This is a genomic window from Yersinia rohdei ATCC 43380, assembly GCF_000173775.1.
Lineage (GTDB): Bacteria > Pseudomonadota > Gammaproteobacteria > Enterobacterales > Enterobacteriaceae > Yersinia > Yersinia rohdei.
In genome coordinates this window covers 64,493-80,352 of the sequence record NZ_ACCD01000008.1, presented here as the reverse complement: position 1 = coordinate 80,352, position 15,860 = coordinate 64,493, and the positions used below count along the sequence as shown (strand labels likewise).

Below are 15,860 nucleotides of genomic sequence, written 5' to 3'. Positions count from 1 at the left end.
AACGGGCACCTAAGTCAGTGGTGCCCGTGTTATCTGTTAATTAAACGCGGTGCTCTTGCGGTTGCATGTGCAAGGATAATGGCCACCAACACAGTAAAATCAGCAACGCCATAGCAAACATCAACAGCCCCAGACTGAACTGCCCGGTTTGTGGCAGCATGGCTGATAGCCAGGTTGCTAAACCTGAACCCACATTTTGTAACCCGCCGACCAAAGCCCCAGCCGCACCCGCCAGATAGGGAAATGGCTCCATAGCGCCGGTAGTGGCGAGCGGGAACAGCATCCCCGCGCCAAAGAAGAACAGCGCCGCCGGTATCACTAATGTCCAGATATTCATGATGCCAAACCAGCTGGGGATCCACATCATCCCCCCCGCCAACAGGCAGCTAATTACTGAGTGCCACATCAGGTGATGGAAGGTTTTACCATCACGGCCGGCATACCACGCACCAAAGAACGCAGCAGGGATCGGCAGGATAAATAAGATACTGACCGTCACCCCACTCAACCCCAGCACACCGCCCATCAACACACCAGCACTGGCCTCAAACACCGCAATACCCGCCAGCGCCCCAATCAGCATCACTAAATAGCAGCTAAACGCGCGGTCAGATAATAACAAACGGAAACTGGCTAACATTCGCCGTTTTTCAGTATGTTGCGGACGGGTTTCCGGTAACCAGCGGAACATACAAAATGCGACACCGCCACACAAAAGGAGCAGAAATGCATAACAAGCACGCCAACCAAACAGACTGGCCAGCACCCCACCGATGACCGGGGCCAAGAGCGGGCTGACTAGAATCCCCATGTTTAACATGCTGTTGGCATAACGTAGCTCCGTACCTGCATATAAATCTCGCGGCATTGTGCGCGCCATCACACCGGCAACGCCCGTGCCCATCCCTTGCAAAGCACTGGCGGCCACCAGCATCGTCAAGCTCTCTGCCAGCCAAGCTCCCAATGCGCCCAACATAAATATCATCATCCCCGCCAAAATGACCGGGCGACGTCCGACTCGGTCAGAAAGCGGCCCATAAATCAATTGCGAGCAGCCATAGGTCAACAAATATGCCGCCATCACGCGCTGTACCGCACCAGTACGAACCGATAAATCACGGGCGATATCCGCAATAATCGGGACATAAATAGTTTGCGCCATTTGCCCGACAGCAACCAATAACATCAACATGACTAGCAGGTGAAAATTCTCTATTTTTCTCATTATCTTAACTAATTGTTAGCCGGACTTCGTGTCCCATCCCGCGGCGAAAAAGCTGCATTTTGGGGCACACCTCACTATTGGCGCATAAGCTAACAAATTCATATTTTTTAGCGAGCCAGCACGACATATTGCAAAATCGTATACTGGCAGATAAAAACACCAACCTCGTAAAGTAAAGTGTCCAGATTTGTGGGCAGCACGGTTTTGTTGGTCTATTGAGCGATATTGGGCCACATACCTAAAATTATGAAGATTATCGTCAGGTAGCCCACTGCTGCTATCGCAGGGCATAACATTTAATCGATAATACTTTTCAACAAGATCCCTTAAAATACGCCTGCGCTTTTGGCATCACTGAATAACAGGGACCATAACTATGGCTGAATGGGTTAGTGGCAAGATTACTCACGTCGAACACTGGACAGATGCGTTGTTTAGTATCCGGGTTAATGCACCCGTCGACCCCTTTACCGCCGGGCAATTTGCCAAGCTGGCATTAGATATTAATGGTGAGCGGGTGCAGCGGGCTTACTCCTACGTCAACGCACCGAGCGACGATAACCTGGAGTTTTATCTGGTGACGGTACCAGAGGGGAAACTCAGCCCACGGCTGGACCAACTGGCGGTCGGCGATGAAGTGATGGTAACTAAGCAAGCCGCCGGATTCTTTGTTTTGGAAGAAGTGCCGGATTGCGAGACGTTATGGATGCTGGCAACCGGCACCGCCATTGGGCCTTATTTGTCTATCTTGCAGGAAGGGCGCGATTTGGAGCGGTTCAAAAATATCGTGTTAGTACATGCCGCCCGCTTTGCCCGTGACCTCAGTTACCTGCCACTCATGCAACAACTTGAGCAAAATTACAACGGCAAACTACGGATCCAGACCATTGTGAGCCGCGAGAAATCCCCCGGTTCATTAACTGGCAGAGTTCCAGCACTGATTGAAAATGGCTCACTGGAAGCAGCCGTCGGCTTGAAAATTGATGCGCAAGATAGCCATGTGATGTTGTGTGGTAACCCGCAAATGGTGCGAGATACCCAGCAATTGCTGAAAGACCAACGCGAGATGCGTAAACATTTTCGCCGCAAGCCGGGGCATATGACCAGCGAGCAGTATTGGTAAGTTTGGTAATAAGCAGGATTGGCGATATTCGAGATTACAGGGCGCGATTGCGCCCTTTGGTTTTACTGTGCTTTATCAGCCAAAAACTTGACTGCCACTGTTTCGGCACCAAAACGGTTCTCGCCATCAGTACCAAGAAATGCGCCGCAGTCGATCAACATCATGACCAGGATAAGGGTGGGAATAAATCGCCCAACGCCCCATTGCCAAATAGGGGCCAGCATCTGCCAGTTACCGGCCATTAGCATCCAGGCCAGTACCACCAATAATGCCCACCAACCGGCCTTATTACGATCATGCAGCCGTTTGACCACCACGGCAGCCGTTGGCCACAATAAAAAAACGACAGCAAAAGCTGCGGTTTGAGTAGGCAGCCAATCTTTCCCCGCCAAGGTAAAAATAACCAGCATTGCCAGTAGCCACAGGCCAATCCAGATCCAAAAATCTCGTCGCCCGATACGGCCTTTAAACGAGAAACACCATTGCTGTATTGTCATCGATGATCCAATCCGTTTACCTGATATAACCCAGAGTTGATATGGCAGCGGCAAAGTGTAACCTAACACCCCAAGTAACCGATAATCTTTGCAGTGAATTTTGACAATCACCCCCGATTACCGCTTTAATCCCCTATACACTTCGAACCACGGCGTAAGTCATGAGAAATGAAATCACCGCAATGCTGGCAATACTGCTGCTGATAGCAACAGTGAGTCGCGCTCATGCCGATCCCACCGATGGCAGTGCGCAACCAACAGAAGAGGCCAAGCCAACGGCGCCTTATCTGCTTTCTGGCGCGCCCACTTTTGAGTTAACACTGGTAAAATTTCGCGAGCGTTACAATCACGCCAATCCAGCATTACCTATCAGTGAATTTCATGCCATTAGCGTAAAAGATAATGCCCCGCCACTGACTCGCGCAGCCAGTAAAATTAATGAAAACCTTTATGCTTCAACCGCATTGGAGAAGGGCACGGGGAAGATTAAGACCTTACAAATCACCTATTTGCCTATCAAAGGAACAGAAGAGAAAGCCGCTCGCAAAGTCGCAATTAGTTATATGGCGGCACTAATGCGCCAGTTTGAACCCACCCTCACGACAGAACAAAGTATCGAAAGTGTGCAGAAACTGCTGGTGCAAGGTAAAGGTTCGTCTTTCTACGCCCATCCTGTCGGCGCAATTCGCTATGTTGTGGCAGATAATGGCGAAAAGGGGCTAACTTTCGCTGTTGAACCGATTAAGCTTTCACTCTCTGAAGCATAATCTCACCGTAATTAATGACGAAAAGCAAAGCCATTACCGCCAATCATCTCTATACTGTTGGACAGGTAAACTGCCTGTCGGGCAGTCATTTTTATTGACCCTCACGTCCCCTTGTTGGAGGAAGAAACATGCGTCATCCATTAGTTATGGGTAACTGGAAACTGAACGGTAGCACTCACATGGTTAACGAGCTTATCGCTGGCCTGCGTAAAGAACTGAGCACTGTTGAAGGTTGTGGTGTTGCTATTGCCCCACCAACTATCTACCTGAACCAAGCTAAGCATGCATTAGCGGGCAGCCGTATCGCTCTGGGCGCACAGAATGTTGATGTGAATCTGTCTGGCGCATTCACAGGTGAAACCTCTGCTGAAATGCTGAAAGATGTGGGTGCGCAATACATCATTATTGGTCACTCTGAGCGCCGTACTTATCACAAAGAAAGTGATGAATTCATCGCGAAGAAATTCGGCGTGCTGAAAGAAGCCGGTCTGATTCCAGTGCTGTGTATTGGTGAATCTGATGCAGAAAACGAAGCAGGCCAAACTGAAGCAGTTTGCGCTAAACAACTGGATGCCGTGCTGAACACTTTAGGTGTTGCAGCATTTGAAGGCGCAGTTATTGCTTATGAACCTATCTGGGCTATCGGCACCGGTAAATCAGCTACTCCAGCACAAGCTCAAGCGGTTCACAAATTCATCCGTGACCATATTGCAAAGCTTGATGCTGCTGTTGCCGCACAAGTTATCATTCAGTACGGCGGTTCTGTTAACGATAAAAACGCCGCAGAATTGTTTACCCAGCCTGATATCGACGGTGCGCTGGTTGGCGGTGCATCGCTGAAAGCAGATGCTTTCGCCGTTATCGTGAAAGCCGCAGCAGCCGCTAAAAACGCGTAATTTTCGCTTTTTAGTTACTGATTAAGCCGGGGTTATTGCTCCGGCTTTTTAATATTAATTTTTCGCCCTACCTGTCCATAGATCAATTCCTCTCGGGCCAATTGAGCCAAGGAATTTCTTTATCTCATGATTGCTTTCGGTAATCTTATCTCGGTCATAGCTAAAATAAATTTTCTTTTGAGTATCAAGAAAATGAACGGTATTACTGCCTGTCAGCTTAATCACATTACAGGCGTGCCCTTCTGTCGAACTCAATAATGTGCGCCACCAGCTGGGTTGGCGATGAATAGCGAGCAGGCCAATTAAATTATCATTTTCATTTAATTTACTTAAATATTTGATAACTTCTGTGGCAGATTTTCCTGACTGACGTAACTCAGTCATATTTCCTGCAACATTCGCACCCCGTAATTCCGGCACTGCTCTATATAAGACGCTATCCGCTAAGCTATCAATCACCGAGGTAGCGCAAGAGACACAATTAGTTTGGAAAAAACCATGTACCCCAAAGAAAGCAAGTATCGCGCCTAATGGCCGTAGGAATAGAGGTGGCTTGCCATTACGATTGACTTCTTTTGATAGTATCACCATCAATTCTTTCATATTTGTAGCACTATCAGGAAGTTTGATATCATCGTCATTAAGATTCGCTATGATGGGTAGAGTGTAATTATCGATTACCTTTTGGCCTTCACACTTCAAGGAGGCTAATACCTCAAAATCTGACTCATCAATACTATGCCCTAATGGCAGGTGATTTCGATTTGATGGCGTATTTAATAAAGAACAATTTTCATCATTGTCTTCAAGAGTAGAATTTAAACTCCTATGACTATTTCCAATATGCATAATCTTCTCCACATAAATGACCAAACTCTATTAGCCAAAATAATTAAATAGCGGATTTAAGACAGCCAGGCGAATTGGACGGGGATTATTTGTAAGAAAGGAAATAATACTGAAAACTAATCAAGGATAAATATGACCAACAAAACAAAATGCCCGCAAGTGTTAACTCACGGGCATTGCATCCACGAGTATTTTATTTAACGTTTGCTTATCTCATCAAAAATACCGCCGGTCGCAAAATGTTCTTGCTGTGCTTTCGTCCAGCCGCCAAAGACTTCATCAATGGTAAATAGCTTCAGTTGTGGGAATTCACTGGCAAACTTAGCAGCAACGGCTGCATCGCGTGGGCGATAGTAATTCTTAGCGGCTATCGTCTGGCCTTCGGGCGAATACAGGTACTTGAGATAAGCATCAGCGACATCACGAGTGCCGCGCTTATCAACCACTTTATCCACCACCGAGACTGTGGGCTCCGCCAGAATAGAAACACTTGGCGTCACGATATCAAACTGGTCTTTACCGACTTCATTCACCGCCAGCAGGGCTTCGTTTTCCCAAGCAATCAACACATCACCAATGCCGCGTTCCACAAAAGTATTGGTCGCGCCACGCGCACCAGAATCCAGCACTTCGACATTCTTATACAACGTTTTGACAAATTCTTGCGCCTTGGCCTGATCGTTATTGTTGTGCTCTAACGCGTAACCCCAAGCCGCCAGATAATTCCAGCGCGCACCGCCAGAGGTTTTAGGATTAGGTGTGATAACCGAAATGCCCGGTTTAACTAAATCAGACCAATCATGAATCTGCTTCGGATTCCCTTTTCGTACCAAAAATACAATCGTTGAAGTGTATGGCGCGGAGTTATCCGGCAGGCGCTTAATCCAGTTTTTATCAATACGACCGCGCTCAGCAATAGCATCGACATCATAAGCCAAAGCCAGAGTCACTACGTCCGCCTCAATACCATTAATCACCGAGGTCGCTTGCTTACCAGAGCCGCCATGTGATTGACGCACTGTCACTTTGTCGCCGGTTTGCTGTTGCCAATGCTTACTGAATGCCTGGTTATATTCTTGATAAAATTCGCGTGTCGGATCATATGACACATTCAGCAATTGAATATCTTTCGCCATAGCACCTGATGCCAACAGCAGTAATGACAGACCTACACCCCATTTACGCATTGACCCGCTCCCCAGAATTATTGTTCTTAACATAAATTGTTAATCAGTAATCAACCTAATTGGTTGGCTTGATACAGAGCGTGCCAGAAACTTTCCGTTCAATTAAAGAATAAAAAACTTCCGGTTATATCAATACGAAATATAGCTGGTGATACCTAATCGCTGTCAAAGCACAGAGAGCGCCTTGATGAGTTTGCATAAATCTATAATTCGGATGGCCGCAAGTTACCAATACAACTGCAACTTGAAAGGGGATGGGGATAAATGCAAAAAGCCCCCGCAAGCGGAGGCTTTTTTTGCAGGCTATTGCTGTTTTAGAACAGTTTTTTCGCCGTGTCGTACCAATCTTCTTTAAATTTACTTTTCTTGTTCTCTGGTGCGATACAAACAGAGATTAATTCATGCACCATTTTCTCATTCTGTACGCCTACGCAGAAACCGCCGTGCGCATAGTCATGATTTTGTAACAGCAAATCAACCGCATAAGCGCCCATACGGGAAGCCAGAATCCGGTCATAAGCTACCGGAGCACCGCCGCGTTGGATATGGCCCAATACTGTGCCACGGGTTTCACGGCCAGTTTCTTTTTCAATGTATTTAGCCAGCTCATCGATATTGTCCAGCTTTTCCGTGATGGCAACGATAGCGTGCTTCTTGCCTTTGGCAATACCGGCTTTGATTTCTTCAACCAAATCATCACGTTTAAATTCAACTTCAGGGATAGCAATAAACTCACAGCCCCCAGCGATAGCCGCAGCCAGAGTCAAATCACCGCAATAGCGCCCCATCACTTCCACAATAGAAATGCGCTGATGTGAAGAAGAGGTATCACGTAAGCGGTCAATAGCTTCAACGACAGTACCCAACGCGGTGAAGAAACCGATGGTGTAGTCAGTACCGGCCACGTCGTTATCAATGGTACCCGGTAAGCCGACACAATGAATGCCGCCTTCTTTGGTCAGCAAGTCTGCACCCGCGTAAGAACCGTCACCACCAATAACCACTAAACCATCGATACCACGGTCTTTCATGTTTTTTATGGCAACTTGACGTTTTTCCGGGTCACGAAACTCAGGAAAACGTGCAGAACCCAGGAAGGTACCGCCACGGTTAATCATATCTGACACGCTATAGCGGTCGAGTTTTCTCATACGATTTTCGTACAAGCCGAGATAGCCATCTTCAATACCGTAAACTTCTAATCCTGCTGACAAAGCTGCACGAACAACCCCACGAATGGCTGCGTTCATACCTGGCGCGTCACCGCCGCTTGTGAGTACACCGATTTTCTTGACCATGACTACCTCTGAACTTGTAGATGCGATTTTTTAGAATTCTTTATTTGCCGATTATGACTTGCACAGGTGAACAGTACAGAAAATCAGCTTTATAAGCTTAATATCGAATATTATAGCAAAAACACCAAGCTGAATTGATTCAAGTCATGCCATTTGGCGGTATTTTCCTCATAACCAATCCATTATGTCACCAGATTTTACTTATCTAATGTAGCAATGATTGATGAAGAAATTATAACTCCCAATGCGCATGGCGATCTTTTGGCACCACCGAACTGGGATCTTGATGGATAAGAACATCTGCACCTGGGAAACGATGCAATAATGCCCGCTCAACTTGTTCCGCTAAAACATGCGCTTCCATCAATGGCAGCATATCTTCCATTTCAAGATGAAGTTGAATAAACCGTGTCGGCCCTGATTGACGGGTGCGTAAGTCATGGGCACCAATCACACCCGGCCATGACATCACAATTTCAATAATCTCCTGCCGCTCTACATCAGGCAAGGCGCGATCCAACAAGGCTTGTACCGCCTCATATCCCATACGCAATGCGCTATAAAGAATATAAACACCTATGCCCAATGCAAATAATGCATCTGCGCGGTGGAAGCCATACCAACTTAATGCCAATGCAATAAGAATAGCACCATTCATCATGACGTCAGATTGATAGTGCAACATATCGGCACGAATGGCCTGGCTGTGAGTTTTTTTTACTACCCAGCGCTGAAATGTGACTAATATCAGTGTACTGAATAATGCGACTAACGTTACCCAGATACCTATACTAGGATCTTGCAGCGGCTCCGGTGAAGCTAAATGCTGGAAACCCGTCAAGAACAAGAATAACGCCGAGCCAGAAATAAACATGCTTTGTGCCAATGCAGCCAGTGATTCAGCTTTACCATGGCCAAAAGTATGTTCTTCATCGGCAGGTTGTAGGGAATAGCGAATAACAAAAAGGTTGGTCAGTGAGGCTGCCAAATCCACCAGCGAGTCAACTAGCGCCGCTAACAAACTCACCGATCCGGTATGCCACCAGGCAAAAATTTTAATAATCAGTAAGGTTGATGCCAGCCCTGTGGCACAGAGCGCAGCAGCTTTAACCAGTCGCGCATATTGCGGATCCATAACTCATCCCAAATGATATTTAAGGACCGTTAGTATATACCCTAAATAATTGGAGTTGCAGTTAGGTCGCCGACAACCCGGCTGTTCGACGGCCAGCGATAATCCACCGAGCGCGCCAGCGTTTGATAGGGCACCGTCTGCAACTGAAACACAAACAGCCCGAGAATTAACATCATCAGCACATCCCTTAATCCGTCGCCATATTTGAACGCTGCGCCGCGCGGCGTTTACGCTCCCGTTCTTCCACCACCTCCAGCAACATCCGCTTGGTTTCTGCCCCGCTGACACCGCCGGGATGGTTACTGCCGACGTGGAAGTTGTTGACGCTGTTATCGACAAAAGACTTGCTACCCCCGGCCGTCACCGGTGCATATCAACTGATGAGCGGTAAGCCGGAGAACGTCGGGTCAGTGGGTGACGTAGAGAAGGCCGCAAGGGTCTTTGTCCGCAACGCGCTGACGCCGTCAATTCTGATAATTAAATACAGGCTTGCGCGCAATGCTATCCCCGCCACGCCTGCCCGCTTCATGGGTCGTTTTTAATGCAGTTGCCTGAAACGGTGAGAGCCGCGTCAGTACTGGCGCGGCTCTCACTTTCAACACTCGAAAATTAAATACAGAATGATGCACGAGAATGCAGACAGATTTACTCGTTTTTTACCTCTACCGCATTACTCACTCTTCGATGATATTAACAATATCACCGGTCTTAATATCCACACGCGCGCTCACCGTTTGGGTAACAACACCACCATAGGCATTTTTCCCTTTAAATCTGGTTTTAACCACTGCGTGAGGGTCTTTTCCAAGGACAAGACGCGACATCGTTTCGACATGCTTATACGATGAGTCATCGTTCATACTTTTCTTAATCAACTTCTCAAGCGGGCGATACGAGCCATCCCAACCACTAAAATTCTTCTGAAACGCGTCAAGGTTGGTATATTCAGCCATCGATTTAGGGTCTTTTTGATAACCGGCATCACACCATCCAAGAACTTCGCCGAGCGGTAACTCCTCTGACTTAGTGATGCTGTACTCACTTAAGCAGGCGTAGAATCCATCGCCATCGCTCGCCGGTATCCCCTTAAACTTAACGTAATCGCTGACGATTTCGTGACGGTCTGCTTGCGGTTTCCGACGGTACTCAACAAGTTTTAAATCCGCATGCTCAAACACCGCCGGGGCTTTCGGAGCTTCGACTTTAGGCTCGCTCTCAACTACTGAGTTTTTTTGTTCTGCCGGATATAAAGCAGCCCCTAACATTGATGCGCAAATAAAAATGATGCCATAAATAACACTAGACCCCATCCTGCTGGGCATGCGTACCCATTGAGGCTTTATCAAACCTATGAAAAACGCCAGCGCCGAGGCAAGTGATACAAATACAATTAATCTTTCCAAAATAATCCCTCTAATAAACTAATTATCATGCATTTAACGTGTGTAATTGCCATGAGCATAATAGCAAAGCATTATTAGCTGATGGCAATTATTGGCAGAAACCCGGCCATTCATCCTGCGGCGGATATGAGAATGTTTGCCCGTCATAATTCACCGCCACGCCACGCACCAACGCCCGCAACTCCCATCGCTCCGGCGTGATACCGTGCTGCGCCAGCTCTAACCGTATTTGCGGAATCCTTGCCCGTTTCGCCGGGGTTATCCGCAGAGTTGGAGGAAGAAGTGAAGACAAATGCCAGTGGGAAGCTTTTCAAAGTGGATTACGGGAAATTCTGTGAAACGCTGCGAATGGCAAAACCAGACCTGCCGCGCGGTCAGGCTACCCATGTATTACGGCACACTTTTGCCAGCCATTTTATGATGAACGGCGGGAATATTATCGCCCTACAACAGATACTTGGACACGCCAATATCCAGCAAACAATGGCTTATGCAAACCTGTCACCAGATTATCTGCAAAACGCCGTTATACTCAATCCATTGAAGGGCGGATTAGCGGCTTAAGAGTGTCCACAAACTGTCCACATTGGGCAAAATTTGAAAACGTTACTGAACGTTGTAAGTTTTACAACAAACTGTTTTTAATGGATAATTTTTTAAGAGACAAAAAAAAGCCCTCCATCATGGAGGGCAAAAGACAGGGATGGTGTCTATAGCAAGGAAAACAGGGTGTTACTGGGTACTACTTACTTCTGGGCAGAAGAGGGTTGTGCTGCTGGCGCCTGCTGCATTTTTTCCATGCGCTGCTGGTGCTTTTGACTCAAGGCAGTCTTTTGCTCTGGGGTGAGCAAGTTATACATTTGGTTACGTACTTTGGCCATTTCGACCTGACGTTCAATATTGTCTTTGGACATTTTCTCGGCTTGTGCTCTTACCGCGGCTTCGTCAAATTTATCGGCGGTGACCAGCTTGTGCATTGCTTCACGGTCAGCAATATCAAGGCGAGGTTGGCTCTGGCGAGACTGGCGCATCAGGTCACGCATTTGCTGGCGTTGCTGTTCAGTCAGATTGACGCCATCAAACATGTTATGGTGGCCGCGACCATCTTTCTTATTCATCATTGGGCCGTCACCGTAGCACCAGCTATCTGTTGCCCCGGTTTTATCGCCAGCGAAGGCGGCTTGAGAGCCGAGAACTAGCATTGACGCCATGATTAACGTTGTTACTTTATTTACTTTGCGCATTATTAACTCCTGGGTTTATCTGCTAAGCGGTTCACTGCTATGCGATTCAATGAGAAGCATTCTATCGGCCTGGCTGCAAACAAGCGTCAGTGGATGTAAAACTGGAGTCAGAGCATGTAAAGCTAAGTAAAGTCATGGAATACCGGCAATTGATAACGTATTTTGCGTCAAGAGGAGAAACAATCATGCATAAAATCCTATTAGTTGATGATGATCGCGAACTGACGTCACTGTTGAAAGAATTACTGGAAATGGAAGGCTTCAATGTTGTTGTTGCTCATGATGGTGAGCAGGCATTAAACCTACTGGACAGCTCTATCGACTTGTTATTACTTGATATTATGATGCCGCGTAAAAATGGTATCGAGACACTGAAAGAGTTGCGCCAACACCACCAGACCCCGGTGATTATGCTGACTGCCCGTGGCAGCGAGCTGGATCGGGTACTTGGACTGGAACTAGGCGCAGATGATTATCTGGCAAAACCGTTTAATGACCGCGAACTTGTGGCACGAATCCGCGCTATTTTGCGCCGCTCTAATTGGAGTGAGCAGCAACAAAATGTCGATCAAGGCGCACCAATACTGGACGTGGATTGCCTGCAATTGAATCCGGGTCGTCAAGAAGCCACCTTTGAAGGCCAATCGCTGGAGTTAACTGGTACTGAATTTACCTTACTCTACCTGCTGGCCCAGCATCTCGGTCAGGTCGTCTCGCGGGAACACCTCAGCCAGGAAGTGCTGGGTAAACGATTAACACCTTTTGACCGCGCGATTGATATGCACATTTCGAACCTGCGCCGTAAATTGCCGGATCGCAAAGACGGGCTACCTTGGTTTAAAACCTTGCGTGGTCGTGGGTATCTGATGGTCTCTGAAACATGATTAACAGCTTAACGGCGCGAATTTTTGCGATTTTTTGGTTTACGTTAGCACTGGTATTAATGCTGGTGCTGATGGTTCCCAAGCTCGATTCACGCCAAATGACCACGTTGCTCGATAGCGAATTGCGTCAGGGAACAATGCTGGAGCAACATATCGAAGCGGAGCTCACCAGTGATCCGGCCAATGACCTTATGTGGTGGCGGCGGCTATATCGCGCTATTGAGAAATGGGCGCCGCCGGGTCAGCATTTAGTGCTGGTCACCTCCGAGGGGCGAGTCATTGGTGCCCAACGGCAAGAAATGCAAATTGTCCGTAATTTTATCGGGCAATCTGATAACGCCGATCAGCCGAAAAAGAAAAAATATGGCCGTATCGAGATGCTCGGCCCCTTCTCCATCCGTGATGGGGAAGACAACTATCAGCTCTATTTGCTACGCCCGGCCAATAGCCCGCAATCCGATGTTATTAATCTGGTCTTTGACCGGCCGCTGTTACTGTTGATTGCCACCATGCTTATCAGTGCTCCCCTGCTGTTATGGCTGGCCTGGAGCTTAGCGAAACCGGCGCGCAAGCTGAAAAACGCAGCTGATGACGTGGCGCGAGGCAATCTGAAACAGCACCCTGAGCTGGAATCTGGGCCACAAGAATTTTTAGCCACCGGGGCCAGTTTCAACCAGATGATCAGTGCGCTAGACAGGATGGTCGTCGCCCAACAGCGGCTGATTTCCGATATCTCTCATGAGTTACGGACACCACTTACCCGCCTGCAATTGGCTACCGCGCTGATGCGCCGCCGCCACGGAGAAGGGAAAGAACTGGAACGTATTGAGATGGAAGCGCAGCGGTTAGACAGCATGATCAATGACTTGCTGGTGTTATCTCGTAGTCAGCATAAAAATGAGTTACATCGCGAGCCGATTAAAGCAAATGATTTATGGTCTGATGTACTGGAAAACGCCCAGTTTGAAGCAGAGCAAATGGGCAAAGTGCTGGAAGTCACCGCACCGCCGGGGCCGTGGACGTTATTTGGCAATCCAGCAGCCCTGGACAGTGCGCTGGAGAATATCGTGCGTAATGCACTGCGGTATTCTCACCATCACATTGCCGTGGCATTCAGCGCTGATAATCAGGGTGTTACTATCATTGTTGATGATGATGGGCCGGGTGTCAGTCCGGATGACCGTGAACAGATATTCCGGCCATTCTACCGTACAGATGAAGCGCGTGACCGCGAGTCTGGCGGGACAGGCTTGGGGCTGGCGATTGTCGAAACTGCCGTTAATCAGCATCGTGGATGGGTTAAGGCTGAAGATAGCCCATTAGGTGGGTTGCGTTTGGTGATTTGGTTACCCCTGCACCCCCTTAAAGGGTAATTGCCCTTCGCCATTACAGGGTTATCTGCTTACCGCCTTCTGCCCGATCACTCTTGATCGGGCAGATCCTGGCTGTTATCTTTTGGCGTCTCTCTGACTCTGTTTTCCAATCGCCCTGCTTCTTGTTCCAATAACCGTTTTTTGCGCTCAACACCCCAACGATAACCGGATAATGCCCCATCCTGACGAATGACTCGGTGACAAGGAATGGCTACCGCCAATATATTCGCAGCACAAGCACCAGCCACAGCACGCACCGCGTTGGGTGAGCCCAGCTTAACAGCGATATCGGCATAACTGGCCGTTTCCCCGACAGGGATTTCCTGTAACGCCTGCCAAACCCGCTGCTGAAAAGCAGTGCCACGAATATCCAGCGGCAAATCAAGCCCGAGTTTTGGGGCCTCAACGAACCCGACGACCTGGGCGAACCATTGTTCTACTTCACAATCCCCCCCAATCAACTGCGCCCGAGGAAACATATCCTGCAATTGCTGCACTAACAGCGCGGGTGAGTCGCCCAATAAAATGGCACAAATTCCCAGTGCACTTTTTGCCATCAAAATGGCCCCGAGAGAGCTTTCCCCCACGGCAAAATGTAATATGACATCACGCCCACCTTGGCGATAGCGGGTCGGTGTCATCCCCAATAACTGGTTAGATTGCTCATAAAAACGGCCATTGGCGTTAAAACCGGCCTCAAAAATGGCGTCGGTCACCGAGCAAGGCCCAGCCAGTTGGGCGCGAACCCGCGCACTGCGGATGGCAGTGGCATAAGCCTTCGGAGTTAACCCAGTGAGCGCTTTAAATAACCGGTGGAAATGAAAAGCACTGAGATTGAATTTTTCCGCTAACTCACTGAGCTTAAAAGGTGTTTCGGCTTGTTCAATTAAACGGCACGCCTGACTGATTTTTTCTGCATTCAGTCGCCCTTGGGGCAACTCAGTCGGCCGACAGCGCTGACAAGGCCGAAAACCAGCCAATTCAGCCGCGTGGTTATCAGCAAAAATTTCAATATTTTCTGCTCTGGCCTGGCGGGAGGCGCAAGATGGCCGGCAATACACGCCAGTGGTTTTCACCGCATAAACAAATTGGCCGTCTGCCGTTTTATCGCGATTTCTCATCGCCACCCAACGCGGGTCTTGCGCCATGTCTAACAAATTTTTATCTGGTTTCATGATGAATGCCCCATTAATACTGACGATGGTAAGCAGTCTATAAAATCGCCGCGAGGGTTACTCTCCGCTCCTTGCTATTGAATCTTTGTTTGACCTCACGGGTTGTCAACCGCTGCACCGGGAGAGGCTTTCTGATATCCTGCGCCCCTTATTATTGGGGGACATATGCTTAATATCGTTTTATTTGAACCCGAAATCCCGCCGAACACCGGTAATATCATCCGGTTGTGTGCGAATACCGGCTGCCAGCTCCATCTGATTAAACCTTTGGGTTTCACCTGGGATGACAAACGCTTACGCCGCGCGGGTCTTGATTACCATGAGTTTGCTAACATTAAGCATCACCATGATTATCAAGCTTTTCTGGATAGTGAAAATCTCGATGGCGCGCAATCAGTGAGTAACGAATCCACGGGTACAGAATCTGCCCGTTTATTTGCCCTGACAACTAAAGGGACACCCGCCCACAGTGCTGTTAGCTATCAGATAAATGATTATTTGTTGTTTGGCCCTGAAACCCGCGGCTTACCGCCAAATGTTCTGGATGCATTACCTGCTCAACAGAAAATTAGAATTCCAATGCAAGCCGATAGCCGCAGTATGAACCTGTCAAATGCAGTGTCAGTGGTGGTGTATGAGGCCTGGCGGCAATTAGGTTATCCAGGTGCATTACTGAAAGAATAGCGAATAAATGGCGGTGGCAACAGATTTGCTGCCCCATATAAGCGGTTTATACCTACAATACCCAAAGGCATTGGCGCTGCAGCAAGGCAGCTAACACCGCTGCGGCGTCAAGGACGACGG

The 15,860-nt window shown here is 48.2% G+C and carries 15 protein-coding genes and 2 pseudogenes; 7 read left to right on the top strand and 10 right to left on the bottom strand.

The window, feature by feature from the left end; genetic code table 11:
• Nucleotides 1–40: 40 nt before the first annotated feature.
• A complete protein-coding gene (gene emrD / locus YROHD0001_RS10185; RefSeq protein ID WP_032816706.1) occupies nucleotides 41–1,225 on the bottom strand; it encodes a multidrug efflux MFS transporter EmrD in 1,185 nt (394 codons plus the stop codon).
• A 376-nt stretch (nucleotides 1,226–1,601) separates the two neighbouring features.
• On the opposite strand from emrD, the gene fpr reads away from it, so the two are divergent.
• Nucleotides 1,602–2,348 (top strand): ferredoxin--NADP(+) reductase, encoded by a 747-nt coding sequence (fpr, locus tag YROHD0001_RS10190; RefSeq protein ID WP_004714413.1) that lies wholly within the window; start codon nucleotides 1,602–1,604, stop codon nucleotides 2,346–2,348.
• 62 nt (nucleotides 2,349–2,410) lie between these two features.
• Here the strand turns inward: fpr and YROHD0001_RS0117770 are convergent, their stop codons facing one another.
• Nucleotides 2,411–2,845: a DUF805 domain-containing protein gene (locus YROHD0001_RS0117770; RefSeq protein WP_032816736.1), complete on the bottom strand. Its 435-nt coding sequence runs from the start codon at nucleotides 2,843–2,845 to the stop codon at nucleotides 2,411–2,413.
• A gap of 161 nt (nucleotides 2,846–3,006) precedes the next feature.
• Between YROHD0001_RS0117770 and YROHD0001_RS10195 the strand changes: the two genes are divergently transcribed.
• Together YROHD0001_RS10195 and tpiA are read left to right on the top strand one after the other, a co-directional pair.
• A complete protein-coding gene (locus YROHD0001_RS10195; RefSeq protein ID WP_004714411.1) occupies nucleotides 3,007–3,612 on the top strand; it encodes a DUF1454 family protein in 606 nt (201 codons plus the stop codon).
• Between the two features lie 128 nt (nucleotides 3,613–3,740).
• Nucleotides 3,741–4,508 carry a triose-phosphate isomerase gene (tpiA, locus tag YROHD0001_RS10200; protein ID WP_004714410.1) on the top strand — a complete coding sequence of 256 codons (768 nt, stop codon included), beginning with the start codon at nucleotides 3,741–3,743 and terminating at the stop codon, nucleotides 4,506–4,508.
• A gap of 54 nt (nucleotides 4,509–4,562) precedes the next feature.
• Here tpiA and YROHD0001_RS19285 read toward each other — a convergent pair whose 3' ends face one another.
• The 6 genes and pseudogenes from YROHD0001_RS19285 to YROHD0001_RS10225 form a co-directional block, all read right to left on the bottom strand.
• Nucleotides 4,563–5,357 (bottom strand): hypothetical protein, encoded by a 795-nt coding sequence (locus tag YROHD0001_RS19285; RefSeq protein ID WP_050413246.1) that lies wholly within the window; start codon nucleotides 5,355–5,357, stop codon nucleotides 4,563–4,565.
• 197 nt (nucleotides 5,358–5,554) lie between these two features.
• Nucleotides 5,555–6,544 (bottom strand): sulfate ABC transporter substrate-binding protein, encoded by a 990-nt coding sequence (locus YROHD0001_RS10210; RefSeq protein WP_004714408.1) that lies wholly within the window; start codon nucleotides 6,542–6,544, stop codon nucleotides 5,555–5,557.
• 314 nt (nucleotides 6,545–6,858) lie between these two features.
• Nucleotides 6,859–7,842 carry a 6-phosphofructokinase gene (pfkA, locus tag YROHD0001_RS10215; protein ID WP_004714407.1) on the bottom strand — a complete coding sequence of 328 codons (984 nt, stop codon included), beginning with the start codon at nucleotides 7,840–7,842 and terminating at the stop codon, nucleotides 6,859–6,861.
• 232 nt (nucleotides 7,843–8,074) lie between these two features.
• Nucleotides 8,075–8,977, bottom strand: a complete 903-nt coding sequence (gene fieF / locus YROHD0001_RS10220) for a CDF family cation-efflux transporter FieF (RefSeq protein ID WP_004714406.1) — start codon at nucleotides 8,975–8,977, stop codon at nucleotides 8,075–8,077.
• 74 nt (nucleotides 8,978–9,051) lie between these two features.
• Nucleotides 9,052–9,153 (bottom strand): annotated as a pseudogene (locus YROHD0001_RS19645) (phage tail protein); the annotation flags it as partial.
• Nucleotides 9,154–9,651: 498 nt separating this feature from the next.
• Nucleotides 9,652–10,380 carry a hypothetical protein gene (locus YROHD0001_RS10225; protein ID WP_004714402.1) on the bottom strand — a complete coding sequence of 243 codons (729 nt, stop codon included), beginning with the start codon at nucleotides 10,378–10,380 and terminating at the stop codon, nucleotides 9,652–9,654.
• Nucleotides 10,381–10,638: 258 nt separating this feature from the next.
• On the opposite strand from YROHD0001_RS10225, the pseudogene YROHD0001_RS0117765 reads away from it, so the two are divergent.
• Nucleotides 10,639–10,944 (top strand): annotated as a pseudogene (locus tag YROHD0001_RS0117765) (tyrosine-type recombinase/integrase); the annotation flags it as partial.
• Between the two features lie 182 nt (nucleotides 10,945–11,126).
• On the opposite strand, the gene cpxP reads toward YROHD0001_RS0117765, so the two are convergent.
• Nucleotides 11,127–11,624 carry a cell-envelope stress modulator CpxP gene (gene cpxP / locus YROHD0001_RS10230; RefSeq protein WP_004714399.1) on the bottom strand — a complete coding sequence of 166 codons (498 nt, stop codon included), beginning with the start codon at nucleotides 11,622–11,624 and terminating at the stop codon, nucleotides 11,127–11,129.
• Between the two features lie 185 nt (nucleotides 11,625–11,809).
• On the opposite strand from cpxP, the gene cpxR reads away from it, so the two are divergent.
• Both cpxR and cpxA read left to right on the top strand, forming a co-directional pair.
• Nucleotides 11,810–12,508 carry an envelope stress response regulator transcription factor CpxR gene (gene cpxR / locus YROHD0001_RS10235; RefSeq protein ID WP_032816703.1) on the top strand — a complete coding sequence of 233 codons (699 nt, stop codon included), beginning with the start codon at nucleotides 11,810–11,812 and terminating at the stop codon, nucleotides 12,506–12,508.
• Entirely contained in the window at nucleotides 12,505–13,881 is a 1,377-nt protein-coding gene (gene cpxA, locus YROHD0001_RS10240) for an envelope stress sensor histidine kinase CpxA (RefSeq protein WP_032816701.1), read from the top strand. The genes cpxR and cpxA overlap by 4 nt, the downstream gene beginning before the upstream one ends.
• Nucleotides 13,882–13,928: 47 nt before the next feature.
• Here cpxA and ada read toward each other — a convergent pair whose 3' ends face one another.
• Entirely contained in the window at nucleotides 13,929–15,056 is a 1,128-nt protein-coding gene (gene ada / locus YROHD0001_RS10245; protein WP_004714396.1) for a bifunctional DNA-binding transcriptional regulator/O6-methylguanine-DNA methyltransferase Ada, read from the bottom strand.
• Between the two features lie 165 nt (nucleotides 15,057–15,221).
• On the opposite strand from ada, the gene trmL reads away from it, so the two are divergent.
• Nucleotides 15,222–15,740 carry a tRNA (uridine(34)/cytosine(34)/5-carboxymethylaminomethyluridine(34)-2'-O)-methyltransferase TrmL gene (gene trmL, locus YROHD0001_RS10250; protein WP_004714395.1) on the top strand — a complete coding sequence of 173 codons (519 nt, stop codon included), beginning with the start codon at nucleotides 15,222–15,224 and terminating at the stop codon, nucleotides 15,738–15,740.
• The last annotated feature ends 120 nt before the right edge of the window (nucleotides 15,741–15,860 follow it).

Excerpts from the sequence above, each read along its gene's own strand:
- YROHD0001_RS10210 (WP_004714408.1), bottom strand. The coding sequence starts at position 6,544 with ATGCGTAAATGGGGTGTAGGTCTGTCATTACTGCTGTTGGCATCAGGT.
- trmL (WP_004714395.1), top strand. The coding sequence starts at position 15,222 with ATGCTTAATATCGTTTTATTTGAACCCGAAATCCCGCCGAACACCGGT.
- YROHD0001_RS10195 (WP_004714411.1), top strand. The coding sequence starts at position 3,007 with ATGAGAAATGAAATCACCGCAATGCTGGCAATACTGCTGCTGATAGCA.
- tpiA (WP_004714410.1), top strand. The coding sequence starts at position 3,741 with ATGCGTCATCCATTAGTTATGGGTAACTGGAAACTGAACGGTAGCACT.
- ada (WP_004714396.1), bottom strand. The coding sequence starts at position 15,056 with ATGAAACCAGATAAAAATTTGTTAGACATGGCGCAAGACCCGCGTTGG.
- YROHD0001_RS0117770 (WP_032816736.1), bottom strand. The coding sequence starts at position 2,845 with ATGACAATACAGCAATGGTGTTTCTCGTTTAAAGGCCGTATCGGGCGA.
- cpxR (WP_032816703.1), top strand. The coding sequence starts at position 11,810 with ATGCATAAAATCCTATTAGTTGATGATGATCGCGAACTGACGTCACTG.
- fieF (WP_004714406.1), bottom strand. The coding sequence starts at position 8,977 with ATGGATCCGCAATATGCGCGACTGGTTAAAGCTGCTGCGCTCTGTGCC.
- pfkA (WP_004714407.1), bottom strand. The coding sequence starts at position 7,842 with ATGGTCAAGAAAATCGGTGTACTCACAAGCGGCGGTGACGCGCCAGGT.
- cpxA (WP_032816701.1), top strand. The coding sequence starts at position 12,505 with ATGATTAACAGCTTAACGGCGCGAATTTTTGCGATTTTTTGGTTTACG.
- YROHD0001_RS19285 (WP_050413246.1), bottom strand. The coding sequence starts at position 5,357 with ATGCATATTGGAAATAGTCATAGGAGTTTAAATTCTACTCTTGAAGAC.
- cpxP (WP_004714399.1), bottom strand. The coding sequence starts at position 11,624 with ATGCGCAAAGTAAATAAAGTAACAACGTTAATCATGGCGTCAATGCTA.
- emrD (WP_032816706.1), bottom strand. The coding sequence starts at position 1,225 with ATGAGAAAAATAGAGAATTTTCACCTGCTAGTCATGTTGATGTTATTG.
- fpr (WP_004714413.1), top strand. The coding sequence starts at position 1,602 with ATGGCTGAATGGGTTAGTGGCAAGATTACTCACGTCGAACACTGGACA.